The sequence below is a fragment of the Embleya sp. NPDC001921 genome, from assembly GCF_053594475.1.
Map to the genome: position 1 here is coordinate 13,672 of NZ_JBSFEO010000057.1, position 15,436 is coordinate 29,107.

Annotated in this window: 16 protein-coding genes; 5 read left to right on the forward strand and 11 right to left on the reverse strand. The window is 71.9% G+C overall.

From position 1 onward, the window contains the following. The first annotated feature begins 2 nt into the window (after positions 1 to 2). A complete protein-coding gene (locus ACWCPW_RS43645; RefSeq protein WP_449767182.1) occupies positions 3 to 815 on the forward strand; it encodes a DUF5984 family protein in 813 nt (270 codons plus the stop codon). A 14-nt stretch (positions 816 to 829) separates the two neighbouring features. Here the strand turns inward: ACWCPW_RS43645 and ACWCPW_RS43650 are convergent, their stop codons facing one another. After that, the gene (locus tag ACWCPW_RS43650; RefSeq protein ID WP_449767183.1) at positions 830 to 1,207 is read right to left on the reverse strand and encodes a DoxX family protein; all 378 of its coding nucleotides are present in this window, start codon (positions 1,205 to 1,207) and stop codon (positions 830 to 832) included. Positions 1,208 to 1,364: 157 nt separating this feature from the next. On the opposite strand from ACWCPW_RS43650, the gene ACWCPW_RS43655 reads away from it, so the two are divergent. After that, on the forward strand, positions 1,365 to 2,459 hold the full coding sequence (locus ACWCPW_RS43655; RefSeq protein ID WP_449767184.1) for a nucleotidyl transferase AbiEii/AbiGii toxin family protein: 1,095 nt from the start codon (positions 1,365 to 1,367) through the stop codon (positions 2,457 to 2,459). Between the two features lie 37 nt (positions 2,460 to 2,496). On the opposite strand, the gene ACWCPW_RS43660 is transcribed toward ACWCPW_RS43655, so the two are convergent. After that, positions 2,497 to 4,185, reverse strand: coding sequence for an AMP-binding protein (locus ACWCPW_RS43660; RefSeq protein ID WP_449767185.1), 1,689 nt, complete (start codon positions 4,183 to 4,185; stop codon positions 2,497 to 2,499). 326 nt (positions 4,186 to 4,511) lie between these two features. Here ACWCPW_RS43660 and ACWCPW_RS43665 point away from each other — a divergent pair, with 326 nt between their 5' ends. Further along, complete coding sequence (locus ACWCPW_RS43665; protein WP_449767186.1) at positions 4,512 to 5,348, forward strand: LuxR C-terminal-related transcriptional regulator; 837 nt, start codon at positions 4,512 to 4,514, stop codon at positions 5,346 to 5,348. A 331-nt stretch (positions 5,349 to 5,679) separates the two neighbouring features. Here ACWCPW_RS43665 and ehuA read toward each other — a convergent pair whose 3' ends face one another. From ehuA to ehuB, 4 genes are all read right to left on the reverse strand, one after another. Next, positions 5,680 to 6,501 carry an ectoine/hydroxyectoine ABC transporter ATP-binding protein EhuA gene (gene ehuA, locus ACWCPW_RS43670; protein WP_449767187.1) on the reverse strand — a complete coding sequence of 274 codons (822 nt, stop codon included), beginning with the start codon at positions 6,499 to 6,501 and terminating at the stop codon, positions 5,680 to 5,682. Between the two features lie 50 nt (positions 6,502 to 6,551). Next, complete coding sequence (gene ehuD / locus ACWCPW_RS43675; protein ID WP_406294498.1) at positions 6,552 to 7,214, reverse strand: ectoine/hydroxyectoine ABC transporter permease subunit EhuD; 663 nt, start codon at positions 7,212 to 7,214, stop codon at positions 6,552 to 6,554. After that, positions 7,211 to 7,909: an ectoine/hydroxyectoine ABC transporter permease subunit EhuC gene (gene ehuC / locus ACWCPW_RS43680; RefSeq protein WP_449767188.1), complete on the reverse strand. Its 699-nt coding sequence runs from the start codon at positions 7,907 to 7,909 to the stop codon at positions 7,211 to 7,213. Before ehuC ends, ehuD begins: the two co-directional genes overlap by 4 nt. Positions 7,910 to 7,970: 61 nt before the next feature. Next, positions 7,971 to 8,918, reverse strand: coding sequence for an ectoine/hydroxyectoine ABC transporter substrate-binding protein EhuB (gene ehuB, locus ACWCPW_RS43685; protein ID WP_449767189.1), 948 nt, complete (start codon positions 8,916 to 8,918; stop codon positions 7,971 to 7,973). A 529-nt stretch (positions 8,919 to 9,447) separates the two neighbouring features. Between ehuB and ACWCPW_RS43690 the strand changes: the two genes are divergently transcribed. Further along, the gene (locus ACWCPW_RS43690; RefSeq protein WP_449767190.1) at positions 9,448 to 10,029 is read left to right on the forward strand and encodes a 1,2-dihydroxy-3-keto-5-methylthiopentene dioxygenase; all 582 of its coding nucleotides are present in this window, start codon (positions 9,448 to 9,450) and stop codon (positions 10,027 to 10,029) included. After that, positions 10,026 to 10,775: an acireductone synthase gene (gene mtnC / locus ACWCPW_RS43695; RefSeq protein WP_449767191.1), complete on the forward strand. Its 750-nt coding sequence runs from the start codon at positions 10,026 to 10,028 to the stop codon at positions 10,773 to 10,775. The genes ACWCPW_RS43690 and mtnC overlap by 4 nt, the downstream gene beginning before the upstream one ends. Before the next feature lie 118 nt (positions 10,776 to 10,893). Here mtnC and ACWCPW_RS43700 read toward each other — a convergent pair whose 3' ends face one another. Genes ACWCPW_RS43700 through ACWCPW_RS43720 form a run of 5 tightly spaced genes read right to left on the reverse strand, consistent with a single transcriptional unit; the run spans position 10,894 to position 15,436 of the window. Beyond that, positions 10,894 to 11,709 carry a ferredoxin reductase gene (locus ACWCPW_RS43700; RefSeq protein WP_449767192.1) on the reverse strand — a complete coding sequence of 272 codons (816 nt, stop codon included), beginning with the start codon at positions 11,707 to 11,709 and terminating at the stop codon, positions 10,894 to 10,896. Then, positions 11,702 to 12,316: a sulfite oxidase-like oxidoreductase gene (locus ACWCPW_RS43705; RefSeq protein WP_449767193.1), complete on the reverse strand. Its 615-nt coding sequence runs from the start codon at positions 12,314 to 12,316 to the stop codon at positions 11,702 to 11,704. The genes ACWCPW_RS43700 and ACWCPW_RS43705 overlap by 8 nt, the downstream gene beginning before the upstream one ends. After that, entirely contained in the window at positions 12,313 to 13,686 is a 1,374-nt protein-coding gene (locus tag ACWCPW_RS43710; protein WP_449767194.1) for an amidohydrolase family protein, read from the reverse strand. The genes ACWCPW_RS43705 and ACWCPW_RS43710 overlap by 4 nt, the downstream gene beginning before the upstream one ends. Next, a complete protein-coding gene (locus ACWCPW_RS43715; protein WP_449767195.1) occupies positions 13,683 to 14,471 on the reverse strand; it encodes a nucleoside phosphorylase in 789 nt (262 codons plus the stop codon). Before ACWCPW_RS43715 ends, ACWCPW_RS43710 begins: the two co-directional genes overlap by 4 nt. Further along, positions 14,468 to 15,436 carry an ABC transporter permease gene (locus ACWCPW_RS43720; protein WP_449767196.1) on the reverse strand — a complete coding sequence of 323 codons (969 nt, stop codon included), beginning with the start codon at positions 15,434 to 15,436 and terminating at the stop codon, positions 14,468 to 14,470. The genes ACWCPW_RS43715 and ACWCPW_RS43720 overlap by 4 nt, the downstream gene beginning before the upstream one ends.

The following is a 15,436-nucleotide window of genomic DNA, read 5'->3' on the forward strand; positions in this document are numbered from 1 at the left end:
GGATGTTGCGGTTTCGGTTCGTGTTGCGTCCGCTGTGCGATGTCCGGCCCTGGGGCGAGGACGTGCCCCGGCTGGGCTGGTTCATCCTGACGGACGGTTGGTACTGGATCGAACTGGGCGGGCATGAACTGCTGCGCTACGCGGAGCGCTCGCCGGGTCCGCGGTCCTCGCCGCCGGCCGGGTGCGCGGAACCCCGGGAGCCGGGCGGCCTCGACGCCTACGTCGACTACCACGTGGTGCGGTTGTGGGAGGACCTGGTCGAGCTGATGCCACGGGTGCTGGAGCCGGTGCCGCCGGACCTGCTCGACTTCGTGGCGGGCGCGATCCCCGACGCTGGGCGCCCGAGGGCATCGGAGGCACCGGAGGCCGAGGCCGCGCGGTACTGGCACGCGGGTCACGCTTTGGGCATGGGCCACTTGAGCGCCGCGCCGGACATCCGGTTCCGGCGCACACTCTCGGACGATGCCGACACCATGACCGTCACCTGGGCCCACGCGGCCGATCCGGACGACGAGGACCCGATCGCCTTCACCGCCCCGCCGACGGGTCGGGTCACCTTCCCGACCGAGGCCTTCATCGCCGCCGTGACCACGTTCGACCGCGAGCTGTTCGCCGCGATGGAGCAACGCGTCGCCGGCTTCGAGGCGAGCGGCCCACCCGCCGGAGTCGATGTGGACCCGCGCGCGCTACGCCGCGAACAACTCGACCGTGCCACGTGGTTGCGCCGCGCGATGTCCCGACGCGCCGACACCGACTGGTCCGCCGTACGGATGGGCGCCGCCCTGTTGCGCGCCTCGGCGGGCGGCCCCGGCTGACGCCGACGTCGAGTTCAGGACCGACTCGCGTCCCGCCGCACGCGCAGCGCCCACAACACCAGCGGGACCTGGAGGGGCAGGCGGGCGAAGGCGGCGGCGCGTTGTGGGGCCGGCCGCGTACGCCAGTCGACGGCCATTTTGACGTTGGCCGGGAAGACCGCGGTGAAGAACACCGCCGCGGCCAGGGCGCCCGCCCGCCGCGTGCGCGGCACGGCCACGGCCGCCGCCAGGGCGAACTCGGCCACGCCGCTTCCCCGGGTCCACGCCCGTGGGCTGCCCGGCAGGCTTCGAGGCACCACCGCGTCGAATGGCCTCGGGTACACGAAGTGGGCCACGCCCGCTCCGCCGAGCAACGCCACCAAAGCGCGCGCGGACGACGATGCGCCGGCCATACGGTCCTCCTCGCCCGGGAAAGTTACCCGACAGTAACAATCTCACCCCCGAAACACCACACCTCGCGCCGATTCCCGTTGCCCTGGGTTTCGCCGACATCGAACGACCGTCGAAAAATCGAACGCCATGTCCTTCCACCTGTTCGATGATCGGACCGTGACCGCCTCCTCCGTACCTCCTCGCCGGTCCGCCGTCGACGTCCCGCGCGCTTCGCCCGGTTCGCACGCCCGGCGCGCCTCGGACACCGACGCGGCTTGGGCCGAATTCCCGCGCGGGCCCTGGTCCGCGGCCGATCGTCTGCCGCATGCCACGCCGAGCGAGGCCGGCCGGGCGCACCTGGAACTCCCGCGTTCGCTCGTCGTCGTACCCGGCGCCGGTGTCGCGCAGAGTCCCGTGTTCGACCCCGCGCTCACGCACTACGCGCGTGCGATGCGTGCCGGTGAACCCCGATTCGAGGACGCGGGGACGGCGGCGCGTTGGCACCGGGCGCGCCGACAGGCGATGGACCATGTACTGGAGGCGGTCGCCGACTCTCGGTGGGTGGACGATCTCGTGCTGCGCGGCAGCGTGTTGCTGAAGGCGTGGTACGGGTCGGCCGCCCGCGAGCCGGGCGACCTGGACTTCGTGGTGACGCCGAGCGGATGGGGCGCCCGGGACGGTCGGACCGACCGGATGTTCGCCGACATCGCGCGGCACGCCGCACGGATATCCGGCACCGGCGGCGAACCCGACGTGCGAGTCGTGGCGACCCTCGCGTTGAGCGACGAGATCTGGACCTACGACCGCGTTCCGGGCCGGCGGCTGGTGCTGCCGTGGCGGGCGGACGGCATGCCGTCCGGAACGGTGCAGTTGGACTTCGTGTTCGGTGAACACCTGCCCAGTGCACCCGAGCCGACCGAGATCCCGCGATCGGACGGGAGGGGGACACATCTACTGCTCGGCGCCACTCCGGAACAGTCCCTGGCCTGGAAGCTGCTCTGGTTGATCGACGACATCCATCCGCAGGGCAAGGACCTCTACGACGCGGTCCTGCTCGCCGAGAACACGTCGCCGGGGTTGCCCTTGCTGCGGGCGACCTTCGTGGCCTCCGATCCCGGCCACGGAGGCCACCCGTTCACGGCGGACCTGTTCACCCGCGAGGTTGATCTGCGCGAGTTCCGCATGGAATACCCCGAGTCGGCCGGCGCGGATCTGCGGACACGGTTGCTCCGCGCACTGGCGCCGACGTTCGCGGCGGGGGAGGCGATGTGAGCGGGGGGTCGATCGGCTGACTTGGGGGCGGTCTTGGTCAGGTGGGTTCGCGGTCGAGGAGTTCGATGGAGCGTTCGCGCATTTCCACCTTGCGGATCTTGCCGGTGACCGTCATCGGGAAGGCGTCGACGAGGTGTACGTAGCGCGGGATCTTGTAGTGGGCCAGGCGGCCGGCGCAGAACTCGCGGAGGTGGGTCGCGGTCAGGTCGGGGGCGCCGGGGCGGAGTTTGATCCAGGCCATGAGTTCCTCGCCGAAGCGTTCGTCGGGCACGCCGACGACCTGGACGTCCTCGATGTCCGGGTGGCCGTACAGGAACTCCTCGATCTCGCGCGGGTACACGTTCTCGCCGCCTCGGATCACCATGTCCTTGATCCGGCCGACGATCGACACGTAGCCGTCCGCGTCCATCGTCGCGAGGTCGCCGGTGTGCATCCAACCGTCCGCGTCGATCACCTCGGCGGTGCGGTCGGGGTCCTGCCAGTAGCCGAGCATCACCGAGTAGCCCCGGGTGCAGAACTCGCCCGGTGCGCCCTCGGGGACGGTCGCGCCGGTGCTCGGGTCGACCACCTTGATCTCCAGGTGCGGGTGCACCCGGCCGACCGTGCCCACGCGGCGCTCCAGCGAGTCGTCGCGGCGGGTCTGGGTGGACACCGGCGAGGTCTCGGTCATGCCGTAACAGATGGTCACCTCGGTCATGCCCATCCGGTCGATCACCCGCCTCATCACCTCGACCGGGCACGGTGAGCCCGCCATCACGCCGGTGCGCAGCGTGGAGAGGTCGTACTTGCCCGCCTCGAAGTCGGGCAGGGCGAGTTCGGCGATGAACATGGTCGGCACGCCGTACAGGACCGTGCAGCGTTCCTCGTGCACGGCGCGCAGTGTGGCGGCCGGGTCGAACAGCGCCGCCGGGACGACCATGCACGCACCGTGGCTGGTCGCGCCCAGGTTGCCCATCACCATGCCGAAGCAGTGATAGAAGGGCACCGGCAGGCACACCCGGTCGTCGGCCGTCCAGCCCTGGATCTCGGCGACCAGGAAGCCGTTGCCCAGGATGTTGCGGTGGGAGAGCGTGGCGCCCTTGGGGAAGCCGGTGGTGCCCGAGGTGTACTGGATGTTGATCGGATCCTCGGGACGCAGCGTGGCCTCGCGGGCGCGCAACCGGTCGATCGAGACGGCTGCGCCCTCGGCGACCAGGGCCGGCCAGTCCGGGGTGTCGATGTGTACGACGCGTTCCAGGTCGGGACAGGCGGCGCGGACCTCGGCGACCATCGCCGGGTAGTCGCTGGTCTTCACGCGCGACGCGGCGACCAGCAGCCTGGTGCCGGATTGGGCCAGCGCGTACTCGATCTCGTGCGCACGGTAGGCCGGATTGAGGTTGACCAGGATCGCGCCGACCCGGGCGGAGGCGTACTGCACCAGGGTCCACTCGGCACAGTTGGGCGACCAGACGCCGACCCGGTCGCCGGCCTCGATCCCGACGCCGATCAGCGCGCGGGCGAGGTCGTCGACGGCCGCGTCGAACTCCGCGTACGTCCAGCGCCGGCCGCTCGCGCACTCGACGAGGGCGTCGTGGTCGGGGTACGTGGCGGCGATCCGGGCCAGGTTGGCGCCGACGGTCTCGTGCGGGAGCGGTGGCGTGCGCTCGCCCTGGCGGGTGGCGAGGGGGGTCCGGGCCGGCGGGGCGTCCGGGGACTGCGGGGGTGGGGGCGGCGCGGGAGCGGTCATCGCGGGTCACCTGCCTGGTCGGGATGCGGGGGGTGCGTGCCGTGGGCGCGAGGGTGCTTGTGGGGGTGCGGTGGTGGTGCGGCGTGGGTGTGCGGTCGTGTGGGGTGCGGTGGCGCTGTGGTGCGGGGGTGTTGCGGGCGTGGGGCGGTGCTGTCGCGAAGGTAGGTGGGAGGGGGTGGGGGCGGCGAGCGGAGTACCCCCGAATGGGGGTGATGTGGGGGTGGGGGCGGGAGTACGTTGCCCTTGCGTGGGCGTGGATGTGGGGCATTCGGTGGTGGGTCGCCGAGGTCGGGTGGGGCGTCCGTGGCGGGATATATGGAGGAGCCATGAGCGGATACGCGGGGTCGGTCGGTGATCCGGTGGGTCGGGCCGTCGAGCGGTTTCGGGCGCGGACCGGGGTGGACGTCGCGTTCGCCGGGCCGTGTCCCGATGCGGGGGATCGGCTGGTGATCTCGTATCTGAGCGGGACCTCGACGCGCGTGTTGTCGGGACTGACGGTGGTGGCGGGGACCGGGGTGGGCGGCAAGGCGATCACCACGCGGCGGCCGGTCCGGGTGGTCGACTACGTCGCGGCGTCGGCGATCAGCCACGAGTACGACCGGGCGGTCACCACGGAGGGGGTGCGCGCGGTGTTCGCGGTGCCGGTGCTCGCGGGGCGCGGGGTGGCCGCGGTGCTGTACGGGGCGCTGCGGCGGCCGTCCGACTTCGGGGACGGGATTCTGACCTCGGCCTGCGATGCGGCGCGGGATGCCGGGCACGAGATCGCGGTGGCCCGCGAGGTCGAGCAACGCATGGCGCGGGCGGCCGAGTTGCCGGGGTGGGCGGCGTTGGAGATCCGGTTGGCGCACGCCGATCTGCTGGCGCTGGCGGGGGCCGCGAGCGATCCGGGGCTGGGGGAGCGGTTGCGGGAGGTGTGCGGGAGGCTGGCGCGGACGGCCGCGAGTGCCTCCGGCGGACCGGCGCGGGGAGTACGGCTGACGCCTCGTGAGACGGATGTGCTGGCCCTGGTCGCGGTGGGGCGGACCAACGCGGAGGTGGCGCGGGTGCTGGTGCTGGGGCCGGAGACGGTGAAGAGTTACCTGCGGTCGGCGATGCGGAAGTTGGGGGCGCACAACCGCGTCGAAGCGGTGGTTGCGGCGCGCGCGGGGGGCTTCTTGCCGTAGGCCCGGGGGTGGTTGGGTCCGATGCACACGTGGCATCCGGCGTGGTTGTCCTCGAACGCCGGACGGGCTGGATTGGGTGGGTGGGCTTTCGGGGGTTCGTTGCGGTTTGTTTGGGCGTTCGTGTGTTTGTTGTCCTCATGCGCCGGACTGGCTGGATTGGTTGGGCGGATTTTCGGGGCTTTGCTGTGGTTTGTTTGGGCGTTCGTGTGCTTGTTGTCCTCAAGCGCCGGACGGGCTGGATGGGTTACGCTCGCCCGCTGCTCGCCGCCGCGCCCCGTTGTGGTGTTGCCCGATCGTGGTTTTGCGCTCGGGCGGGTCTTGGGGCGGGGGGTCAGGATTCGGTGAGGATTGATTTGAGGAAGCGTTGGGTGCGGGGGTGGGTGGGGGCGGCGAGGAGGGATTCCGGATGTCCCGATTCGATGATTCGGCCGTTGCAGAACATCAGGACTCGGTCGGAGACGTCGCGGGCGAAGCGCATCGCGTGGGTGACGCACAGCATGGTGACGTCGGTGGTGTGGGCGACCTCGCGCAGGACGTCCAGGACCTCGGCGGCGAGTTCGGGGTCGAGTGCGGAGGTGACCTCGTCGAGCAGGAGGATGTCCGGTTCGACCGCCAACGCCCTTGCGATCGCCACCCGTTGCTGCTGGCCGCCGGAGAGTTGAGCCGGGTAGGCGGACAACTTGTCTCGCAGGCCGACCAGTTCGAGCAGGTCGGCGGCGCGGGCCTCGGCCTCCTCCTTCGGGACGCCGTGTACCCGGATCGGCGCCTCGGTGACGTTGCGCAGCACCCGCATGTTCGGGAACAGGTTGAACTGTTGGAAGACCATGGTGATCCGCCCGCGCATGGCCCGGATGTGCCGCTCCGAGGCGGGCACCAGTGCACCTTCGCGCCGTTCGTGGAACAGCGGTTCGCCGCCCACCTCGATCACGCCGGTGTCCGGCCGGGCCAGCGTCATCAGCATGCGCAGGATGGTGGTCTTGCCGGAACCGCTGGGCCCGATCAGGGTGACCCGCTCGCCGGCGCGCACGCCGAACGACAGGTCGTCGAGCACCACGTTGTCGCCGAAGCGCTTGCCGACCCGGTCGAAGGTGATCAGGTCGGTGGGCGGTACCGGGTCCGCGGAGGGCGTCGGCGGGGTCTGGGTCTGGGTCATCGTGTGTTCCTCCAACGTCGAGCCGGGCGGTCCGTGCGTGCGCGAGGGCGTCAGGTCGAGCGCACCCGCCCGAACCGCCGCTCGACCAGCCGCAACAGCGCGGACATCACCAGCGTGACGACGAGATAGAAGACGCCGGCGACGGTGAACGGCTCCAGTGTGCGGAAGGTCTCCGCGTTGAGTTCCCGGGCGGTGGAGAACACCTCCACCACGGTGATCGCGATCAACTGCGGCGTGTCCTTGAACATCGAGAGCAGGTAGTTGCCCAACGCGGGCAACACCCGCGGTACCGCCTGCGGCAGGATCACCGACGTCCACACCCGCCGGCGCGGCAGGTGGAGTGCGACGGCCGCCTCCCACTGGCCGACCGGCACGCCCTCGATGCCCGCGCGGTAGACCTCGGACACGTAGGTCGCGTAGTGGATGCCCAGGGTCAACGCGCCGACGGTCAGCGGCGCCCAGTCGATCCCGATCGTGGGCAGCACGTAGAACATGAAGAACAACTGCACCAACAGCGGGGTGCAGCGGATCAGTTCGCAGATCAGCGCGACCGGCACGGACACCCAACGGGTGGGGCTGCGCCGCAACAGCGCGAACACCAGGCCCAGTACGAGCGCCAACACGTAGCCGTACAGCGTGGCCTGGAGCGCGACCAGCATGCCGGACCACAGGTCCGGGACGATGTCCCACGCGTAGTCCCAATCCCAACTCATCGGACCACCTCCGCGCGCCGCAGCAGCCGTTGCAGCGGTCCCGGTTCCGGTGTTCGGCCGAGCGAGCGCACGGCGCGGCGTTCCAGTGCGCGGATCAGCGTGATCAGTACCAGGGCGATCAGCGCGTAGCCGAACAGCAGGCCGGTGAACACCAGGGTGGTCTCCCCCGAGGACATCCGGATGAGTTGGGCGTTGAAGGTCAGGTCCGGGATCGACACGATCGACACCACGGCGGACATCTTGAGCAACTCGATCAGGTTGTTGCCCAGCGGCGGCAGCATGGCCCGGTAGGCCTGGGGCAGCAGCACCCGGCGGATCCGCTGGGCGCGGGTGAAGTTGAGGGCGATCGCGGCCTCGATCTGCGCGGCCGGCACCGCCTGGATCGCGCCGCGCACCACCTCGGCGGCGTACGCGCCGATGTTCAGGCCGAGCGCCAGCATGCCGGCCCACATCGGGTTCAACTGCCAACCCAGGGCCGGGACCGCGAAGACGAACCAGAAGGCCAGCACCAGGGTCGGCAGGCCGCGGAAGATCTCCACGTAGCAGGACCCGATCCACCGGGGCAGCCGATGCTCGCTGCATCGGGCCAGCCCGGCGGCCAGCGCCAGGGCCAGGCCGAGCGCCCCGCCACCCAAGGTGAGGTAGACGGTGTTCAGCGCACCGTGGAGCAACAGTTCGAGTTGCCCGGACGTCATCCGGCGGCCTCCATTCGGGGACGGGCGGGTGGCCTGCGCGCGTCGGCGCGGTCGCCGTCGCTCATGCCGCACACACCCGCGGCGCGGTCAGCTCCGGGGCCGGCACATCGGCCTCGGTGAAGCCGAACGGCCTTTGGATGCGCAGTAGTTCGCCGCTGTCCCGAAGCGTGTGCAGTTCCCGGTTGAAGGCCGCGACGAAGTCCGTCTGATCCGGCGTCACCGCGAACGCGCCGGCGGCCGCCGTGATCGGCCGGCCGTCGACGACCGGCCGATACGGAGCGGTGACCTCCAGGTCGGCGTGCGCCCGTTGGCGCAGGCCCCAGTTCAGCGAGATCGAGGTGAGCGCGACCGCGTCCACCCGACCGCCGATCATCCCGTCGAACGCGCTCGGCTGGTCGGCGAACCGGGTGATCCGGGCGCCGGGTACGCCGCTTCGATCGGCCACGTCCGCCTCGACCGCGCCGAGCAGGACGCCCAGCCGCACGTTCGAGTTCGCGGCCACATCGGCCATGGTGGCCAGCCGTCGCGGGTTGCCCTTCGGTACCAGGAAGGCCTCGGCGGCGTCGAACTCGGGGTCGGTGAACAACACTTGCGTGCACCGCGCGGGAGTGATGGACATGCCGGCACCGACGATGTCGAACAGGCCCGCACGCAGACCCGGGATCAGCGCACCGAAGTCGGAGGGCACCGGCTCGATCCGGCGCACACCCAGGCGATCGAAGACCGCCTTGGCCAACTCGGCCGCCTCGCCCGTGAGTTCGGCGTCCTTGTCGAGGAAGCTGTAGGGCGCCTCGTTGGCGAAGCCGATGCGTACCGAACCGCGCTCGCGCAGTCGGTGCAGCAACGTGCCGCCGTCCGGTTCGTCGTTGAGGTCCACCCGGCTGCAGCCGGTGGTCGCGGCGGCGCCGCCGGCCGCGGCCACCGCCAGGCCGACGGCGCCGACGCCGCGCAGCAGGCCGCGCCGGGATATTCCGTGGCCGGGTCGGGGTCTCGCATCGGCGGCACGCAAACGCGGTCAGCTCCTTCCGCAGGGGACAGGTCACGCCCCGCCGCGGCTGTCGACCGAAGGTGTCGAGCCTCGACTTCCGAGAGCCGCCGCGGCGCAGACGCCGCACAGCGGTCGGGAGTCGGCGCCCGGTAGCGGTCGGGACCCGGTGGTGCGAAGTGGCGACCCTAGGCCGATCCGGAAGCGGGCGACAACGATCCGGGCAAACTTGAACGCCCGTTTCGTGATCGCCCTGTGGCCTCGGAGGTCGATTATCACGAATCGATAACGACTGGTGTCCGACTTGCCGGATACCCGAGGTGGCGGGCGTGCTCGACGCGGTCGGCGAGCGATCGCGTTCGTTATTCGGACGTGACGGCCGGCGGCGGCGCCGGCGCCGGCGCCGCCGTCTCGGAGGGTGATCGCGCTCTCGGTCGGAACGGGCCGAGACGGTAGTTTTGGGATCGGTCCACGATCGCCTCCGCGACCGGTCGCGAACGAGGACCGATCGCTCGGGGAGTCCGCCCCGATTCAGTTGCCAAGGAGGGACGCCATGTCCTTGCTGACCGTCTGGCCCGAGACCGACGCCGCCGCGCAGATCCTGCGTACCTCTGACCCGGCCGAGATCGCGCGTGCCCTGGAGCCGATCGGCGTGCGCTTCGAGCGCTGGACGGCCGATGTCGCGCTGCCCGACGGCGCGACGCAGGACGAGGTGATCGCGGCGTACCGGACCGAGGTGGACCGGATCACCGCCGCCGAGGGCTACATCCAGGTCGACGTGATCCGCCTCCAGCCCTCGGACGACCCGGAGTGGCCGGCCAAGGCCGCCGGGGCGCGTGCCAAGTTCCTCACCGAGCACACGCACGACGACGACGAGGTGCGCTTCTTCGTCGAGGGCGCGGGCATCTTCTACCTGCACATCGCCGGTCGGGTGCACGCCGTGCTGTGCGAGGCGGGCGACCTGCTCTCGGTGCCCAAGGGCATCACCCACTGGTTCGACATGGGCGTCGAGCCCTCGGTCGCCGCGATCCGGTTCTTCCACGACGAGGACGGCTGGATCGGCGACTTCACCGGCGACCCGATCTCCTCCCGCTTCCCGGACTTCGACGAGATCTGGGCGGGGTACGCGGCGTGAGCGACAAAACCACCACCACCCCGCTGACGGTCGTCGTCGACATCGAGGGCACCACCAGTGCCACCGGCTTCATCACCGAGCAGCTCTACCCGTACTCCCGCGTGCACTTCGCGCGTTGGCTCGACGAACACGGCGACCACCCGGACGTCGTGCGCGCGGCCGAGGGCGTGCGGGCGCTGATCGGCGAGCCGGACGCGGACACCAAGCGCATCGTCGAAGCGCTCGAAGGCTGGCTGGACCGGGACGAGAAGGTCACCCCGCTCAAGTCCCTCCAGGGCCTGATCTGGGCCGAGGGCTTCGCGTCCGGCGAACTGACCTCGCACTTCTACCCGGACGCCATCCCGGCGCTGCGCGCGTGGCACGCGGCGGGGCACCGGCTGTACATCTTCTCGTCCGGTTCGGTCGCCGCGCAGCGCGCGTGGTTCGGCAGTTCGCCCGAGGGTTCGCTACTGCCGCTGTTCTCCGGTCACTTCGACACCGAGAACGCGGGCCCCAAGCGGGTGGCCGAGTCGTACCGCACGATCGCGGCGATGATCGGCGAGCCGCGACCGGAGCGGCTGGTCTTCCTGTCCGACCTGGTCGAGGAGCTGGACGCGGCGCGCGAGGCGGGTTGGTGGACGATCGGCGTACGCCGTCCCGACGCGGACGAGCCGTACTACGACCGAGGCGTCGGCGACCACCCGGAGACGGCGACGTTCGCGCGCCTGGACCTGACCGGCGACCGGCCGATCCTGCGCGAGGTCTGAGCCCGCACCCGCGTGAGCCGGTGACGAACGCGCCCGGTGACGAAACGCGGCCGGTGACCCAACGCACGCGAAGACCCAAAGCGGCCGGTGGTACGGCGGTTCGTACCACCGGCCGCGCTCAGCCGAAGCGCTCCACCCGGATGCGCGAGGTCGGCACGCCCGCCGAGGTGAGCAACCGGCCCGCGTGCTCGGCGAAGCCGGTCGATCCGCACACGAACACCTCGTAGCGCTCGTCCGCGAGCACCGCCGCCACGTGCGGCGCGAGCGAATCCGCGCGCAGCCGGCCCACCGGATGCGGATACCCGCTCGGCGCCGCGCGGCTGTAAAGCACGGTGTGCTCCTCGCCCGGCAGCGCGGCCAACTCGCGGGCGTACAACAGGTCTTCCGGGGTGCGCGCACACGCCACCAGGCGCAGCGGCACGGCGAGCGCGCGCCGCCGGCGGTGCCGGACCATGGCCATCAGCGGGACCAGGCCGGAACCGCCGGCCACGAGCAACGCCGGTCGATCCCCCGCCCACGCGAAGAAGCCGCCGAGCGGACCGCGTACCTCCAGCAGGTCCCCGGGCCGGGCCACGTCGTGCACGAAGCCGGACACCTCGCCGCCCGGCATGCGGTCGACGGTGAACTCGATGTGCCCCGCGTCGTCGGGCGCCGAGCCGACCGAGTAGTGGCGCTGCGCGGTGTACCCGTCGGCGGCGGTGAGCCGCAACATGTAGTGCTGGCCCGCGACATGCGCGTTCCACACCGGCAGCGCGAGGCGTACGGTGACCGCGTTGGGCGTCTCGCGGCGCACCTCGACCACCGTCGCGGCCTGCCAGTCCACCTTTCCGCGCAGACTCGGCGCGGCCCGACCGGGCGCGGCGAAGGCCGGAATCGGCGGCGCGCCGGGCCCGTTCGCCCCGCCCGCCGCGGTCACCGCGGTCGTCTCAGTCACCCGAGTACCTTTCCTCCGCCCACGGGTCGCCGCGGTGATGATAGCCGTTGACCTCCCAGAAGCCCGGCTCGTCGTGGTCGAGCAGGCGCAGGCCCGCGATCCACTTGACGCTCTTCCAGAAGTACAGGTGCGGCACCAGCAGCCGGGCCGGCCCGCCGTGTGCCGGGGTCAGCGGGGCGCCCTCGAAGTCGAACGCGATCCAGGCCCGGCCGCCGGTCAGGTCGGCGAGCGTGAGGTTGGTGGTGTAGCCCGTGTGCGAGTAGGCCACCGCGTGGGTGGCCGTCGCCAGGGGACCGGCCTCGGCCAGGAACGTGTCCAGCGAGACCCCGGTGAAGTCGGTGCTCAGCCTGGACCAGGACGTGACGCAGTGGATCGGGCCGTCGTAGCTCTCCCGGGGCAGCGCGCGGGCCTGCTCCCAACTCCAGGCGCGCGGCCGCTCGACCAGTCCGTCGATCCGGAACGACCAGTCGCCCGGCGCCAGTTCGGGGGTGACCTCGGCGGAGAGCACGGGGAAGTCGTGGCGTGCGTCGTACTGACCCGGCGGCAGCCTGGGGTCGCGTTCGGCGGCGGTGTGCCGGCCGACGAAGCCGCGCGTGGTGGAACTCATGGCGCGACCTCCGATGCTCGCTTCGGTGTGGTGTCGTTCATCTCGGGATCCCGATTCGGTCGACCGGACGGGTTCGGCAGCGTGGCGGCGAGCGCGTTCAGCTCCTCGATCGCCGCGCCCTCGTCGATCGTAAGCAGTCGACGATCGCGCATGACGATCCGGCCGTCGATCACGGTGTCGCGTACGTCGGCGGGCCCGGCGGCGTAGGCGAGCATCGACCACGGGTCGTGTCGGGGCGTCAGGTGCGGCCGGTTCAGGTCCAGGACGACCAGGTCGGCCGCCTTGCCGGCCTCGATCGACCCGGTCAGCGCGCCGATCCCGATCGCCCGGGCGCCGTCGACGGTGGCCATCCGTACCGAGGTGCGCGCCCCGATCAGGGTCGGATCGGGCGAGGCGCCCGGGGTGACCCGGTGCAGCGTCGCGGCCGCGCGGATCGGGCCGAACAGGTCGAGCGCGTTGGCGCTGACCGCGCCGTCGGTGCCCAGGCCCACCGGCACGCCGGCGGCCAGCAGTTCGGGCAGCCGGGCCACCCCGGAGGCGAGCTTGAGATTGGACACCGGGCAGTGCGCGACGCCCGCGCCGGACGCCGCGATCAGCGCGATCTCCTCGTCGGTGAGGCAGACCGCGTGCGCGAGCAGCGTGCCCGGGCGGAGCAGCCCGAGGTCGTGCAGGAGCTCCACCGGGCGGCGGCCGTACCGCGCGCGCACGTTCGCCACCTCGACCGCGTTCTCGGCGGCGTGGATGTGCAGCAGCGCGTCGTGCTCGCGGGCCAGTTCGGCCACCGCGAGCAACTGCTCCGGGGCCAGGGTGTAGGCGCTGTGCGGAGTCACGCAGCGGGTGGTCGAGCGTGCCAGCAACGCGGGCGCGAGCCGCAGGCGCGCGGCGAAGTCGAGACCGTCCGGCGGCCCGGGCACGTCCATGAAGGTCGGCCCGGTGACCAGCCGAAAGCCCGCCTCGGCGGCGGCCGCGAGCCCCGCCTCGGGGAACCAGTACATGTCCATCGCGGTGGTCACCCCCGCCCGGATCGACTCGGCCAGCGCCAGCCGGACCGCGACCCGCACCACCTCGGCGGTCAGCACCGCGCTCTCGGCGGCCACCAACCGCTCCAGGAACACCTGGAGGTCGACGTCGTCGGCCCGGCCCCGGAACAGGGTCATCGCCGAATGCGCGTGCGCGTTGACCATCCCGGGCAACACCAGACAGCCGCGCGCGTCCAGGGTCGGCGCGGCGCGATACCGGGCGCCCAGCTCGCTCGCGGTGCCCACCGCGACGATCCGGCCGGCCTCGATCGCCACCGCGCCGTCGGGTATGTACGTGTCGGCGGCGTCTGCGGTGAGCACCGCTCCGCCGGTGACGAGCAGGTCGGTCACGCCCGGTCCGCCGCCTCGCCCGCCTCGTCCAGGGCCAGTCGGTACAGCGCGTCCAGCGCCACCACGACACCGCGCTCGACGCCCTCGGCGACCACCCGGCGGTGCGGGTCGTAGGTCGAGCTGCCGGACTCGTCGACCAGGTCGTCGGCGGCGATGCCGTCCACGACCAGCACGCCGCCGGCCCGGTGTCCGCCCAGCGCGGCGAACACGAGCAGCGCGGACAGTTCCATCTCGATGGCCAGCACGCCGGCCGCCTGGTACGGCTTCATCGGCAGTTCGAGCACCCCCGGCATGAACGCGGCCCGGGTCCACACGACGCCCCGGTGGTGCGGCGCGCCGTGCTCGCGGGCCGCGCCGTGCAGCGCGAGGACCACCTCGGGGGTGGAGAAGGCCGGGAACTCGGCCGGCACCAACTGCTGGGTCACGCCGTCGTCGCGGACCGCGCCGGTGGCCACCACCAGGTCGCCGTCGCCCACGCCGCGCGCCATCGCGCCCGCCGTGCCGAGCCGGATGAAGGTGCGTACGCCGGCCTCGGCCAGTTCGCCGAACAGGCACACCGCGCCCGGACCGCCCACGCCGTGCGAGGACACCACGACCGGTACGCCGCGCCAACCGCCCACATAGCTGACGTATTCGCGGTTGGCGCCGATCTGCCGCGCGTCGTCCAGTCGCTCGGCGACCAGTGCGGCGCGGGCGGGGTCGCCGACGACCAGCGCGTGGGCGGGCAGGCCGCTGCTGGGGATCTTGGTGATCGGCAGTACGGCCGGACGAGTGGTGCTGCTCATGTGGACGGCTCCGAGGTGGTGCGGGCGAGGCGGCGGGGACGGGGGATGCGGCCGGTGAGCCGGCCGGGCGGCGCGGTACCGCGCCTGGTGCGCGAGCGGGTGGCCAGGAACAGCGCGACCAGCGTCATCACGTACGGCGCGGCATCGGCGGCCTGCTGCGGCATGCCCTCGCCCTGGAGCCGGAAACCGACCGCCTCGACCAGACCGAACAGGATGCCGGCGAGCAGGACGCCGACCGGAAGCGCACGACCGAGCATCACCGCGACCACCGCGATCCAGCCGCGGCCGGCGGTCATGTTCTCGGAGAACAGGGTCACGTTGCCCAGCGCGAGCTGCGCGCCGGCGAGCCCGCACAGCGCGCCCGAGGTCAGGATCGCCGCGTAGCGGTAGCGCGCGACGCCGACGCCCAGCGACTGGGCGGCCTCCGGCGCCTCGCCGACGCCGCGCAGCCGTACGCCCCACGGGTGCCGGGACAGCAGCACGGCGATCACCACGACCGCGACCCAGGACAGGTACACCAGCGGCGAGTGGCCGGACAGCGCGCGGCCCAGGAAGGGCACCGACTCGAGGCCGGGGATGTCCACCGGTTGCAGGCCCTTGAGGTCGGGGTCGCCGAAGGTGCCCTGCTTGCCGAAGATCGTGCGCAGCAGGAAGCCGGTCAGGCCGACGGCGAGCAGGTTCAGCGCGATGCACAACACGACCGCGTCCGCGCCCAGGGTGACCGCGCCGATCGCGAGCAGCAGCGAGAAGACCATCGCGGCGAGCACCGCCGAGATCACGCCCACCCACACGCTGCCGCCGAACCAGCTACCGGTGACGGCCGCGAAGCAGCCGATCAGCATGGTGCCTTCCAGGGACACGTTGAACACCCCGGCGCGTTCGCACAGCGCGCCGCCGAGGGCGGCGAACAGGATCGGGGTGAGCGCGCGCAGGGCGGAGAAGATCAGTTCCGCGTCGAAGGACAT